The organism is Moorena sp. SIO3I6, assembly GCF_010672095.1.
Genome location: NZ_JAAHHU010001018.1, coordinates 1 through 1785, shown reverse-complemented (window position 1 = coordinate 1785; position 1785 = coordinate 1). Strand labels below are relative to the sequence as shown.

The following is a 1785-nucleotide window of genomic DNA, read 5'->3' as shown; positions in this document are numbered from 1 at the left end:
CCCTTACACTAATCACAAGTATAGTAATACTAACTACAGTGGTTCTTATAGTAGCGATGCAGCCCGGTCTTGTGGGAAACCCCCACTCGCGCTTTGGATCAAGACAATGAGATACACAAAAATTTTTCCCTGTTCCTTGCTTTCGATTCCCGACTCCCGACTCCCGACTCCCGACTCCCGATTCCCGATTCCCGATTCCCGATTCCCGATTCCCGATTCCCGATTCCCTTTTAATACTTAAAAGGATATAATTTTTTTACCGATTGCCGAGATAGAACAACAATCGTTAAAATTCCAACAAGTGTGCCAAATGGTCTGAACCAGCAGAGTAGGCAAGCTATCATAAATGAAAACCAATAATTCTTGCTTTTTCTGAGCATATAGCCAGAGAGAATGATAGCAAAAGCAAAGACTTCTCCAAGGATGAAAAGTATGGCACCAGAAATGACTAGCAAATAGCCAGGCAAGTCTGATGACACATTTCGTGATAACTTAAACCAGTCTGATAACTCTCCTGATAAGTCTGCAGGAATTGAGTCAGTTGCACCAATAATGAACAGACCAAAAGGGATATACAACATTAGTATAAACAGGGAGTAAAATCCAAAAAATCCCCCAAACATATAGTGAGTCCATGATAATAGTGTTAACTGCTTTTTAGGATTTCTCATAACTAGATATTAGTCGAATTCCCAAACTTCCCAAACTGTCCCAACTTAGCACACCTCCCACACTTCCCTTCAAGACTCTCTAGGTGACCAAAAGCCTGAGTGTGAACTGGTGCAGCTCGATTCAATGCCAAAAATTTTCCTAGTTTAACTCCCTTCGTCATCACCGAAAACTCAAGAACTGTTTTACCTTCACCATATTTCCTCGCTCGACCCTCAGGCTCAGGAGATTTTTCTAGTGCGATGCTCCTTTGGAGCCGCTACGCGAACGCATTTTGTAGTACGCATTTTGTAGGGTGGGCATTGCTTGAAACCAACTCCCAATCCTGCCGGAATTGACCAGAGCAATGCCCACCAAGCAGTAAGCATTTAGTAGGGTGGGCATTGCTTGAAATCAACCCCCAACTCTGCCGGAATTTACCGGAGCAATGCCCACCAACCAGGGTGCATTTTGTAGTGCGATGCTCCTTTGGAGCCGCTACGCGATCGCTTTTGTAGCTTTTGTAGGGTGGGCATTCCTTGAAACCAACCCCCAATCCTGCCGGAATTGACCAGAGCAATGCCCACCAACCAGGGTACCTATGCCTCCCAAACCTTCCGGAATTCACCATTACTTTGCCCACCCAAAGCATTGCTTGAAACCTCACGGGGTGACAACAAAGTATGCATTTTGTAGGGTGGGCATTGCTTGAAACCAACCCCCAACCCTGCCGGAATTTACCGGAGCAATGCCCACCAACCAGGGTACCTATGGCCGGTTTCCAACTCCCAAACATTCCGGAATTGACATCACTATTTGCCCACCCTACGATTGTCATTATTGGTGGGCATTGCTCATTTCATTGATCGCTGTTCAATCATGGTCTTGATCCGCAATGCCCACCCTACGATTCTGGTTGGGTCTTGGTGGGCATTGCCCATGTCATTGATCGCTGTTCAATCATGGTCTTGACTGAAGTTCCCCCTTTGACAAAAAGGGCAACCTATGCTGGGTAAGGAATAGCAGATTTTCTGTCGGTCATTTACTGGGTACAAATAGGGAAACACCAAGTAAATCTAACGCCTTTTGTTGGACTGGTGTGGGTTGAGTAATTTTCAAAAAAGTCAGATCAGCCCC

Annotated in this window: 3 protein-coding genes; 1 reads left to right on the top strand and 2 read right to left on the bottom strand. The window is 45.5% G+C overall.

Translation table 11 applies throughout. The features are described from left to right. On the top strand, positions 1-241 hold a 241-nt coding region (locus F6K49_RS45595; protein ID WP_293108855.1), incomplete at its 5' end, for a hypothetical protein. On the opposite strand, the gene F6K49_RS45590 is transcribed toward F6K49_RS45595, so the two are convergent. Both F6K49_RS45590 and F6K49_RS45585 read right to left on the bottom strand, forming a co-directional pair. Beyond that, on the bottom strand, positions 231-671 hold the full coding sequence (locus F6K49_RS45590; RefSeq protein WP_143727747.1) for a hypothetical protein: 441 nt from the start codon (positions 669-671) through the stop codon (positions 231-233). The two genes, F6K49_RS45595 and F6K49_RS45590, sit on opposite strands and share 11 nt — an antisense overlap. Before the next feature lie 232 nt (positions 672-903). Beyond that, entirely contained in the window at positions 904-1053 is a 150-nt protein-coding gene (locus tag F6K49_RS45585; protein WP_158069726.1) for a hypothetical protein, read from the bottom strand. Positions 1054-1785: the final 732 nt, after the last annotated feature.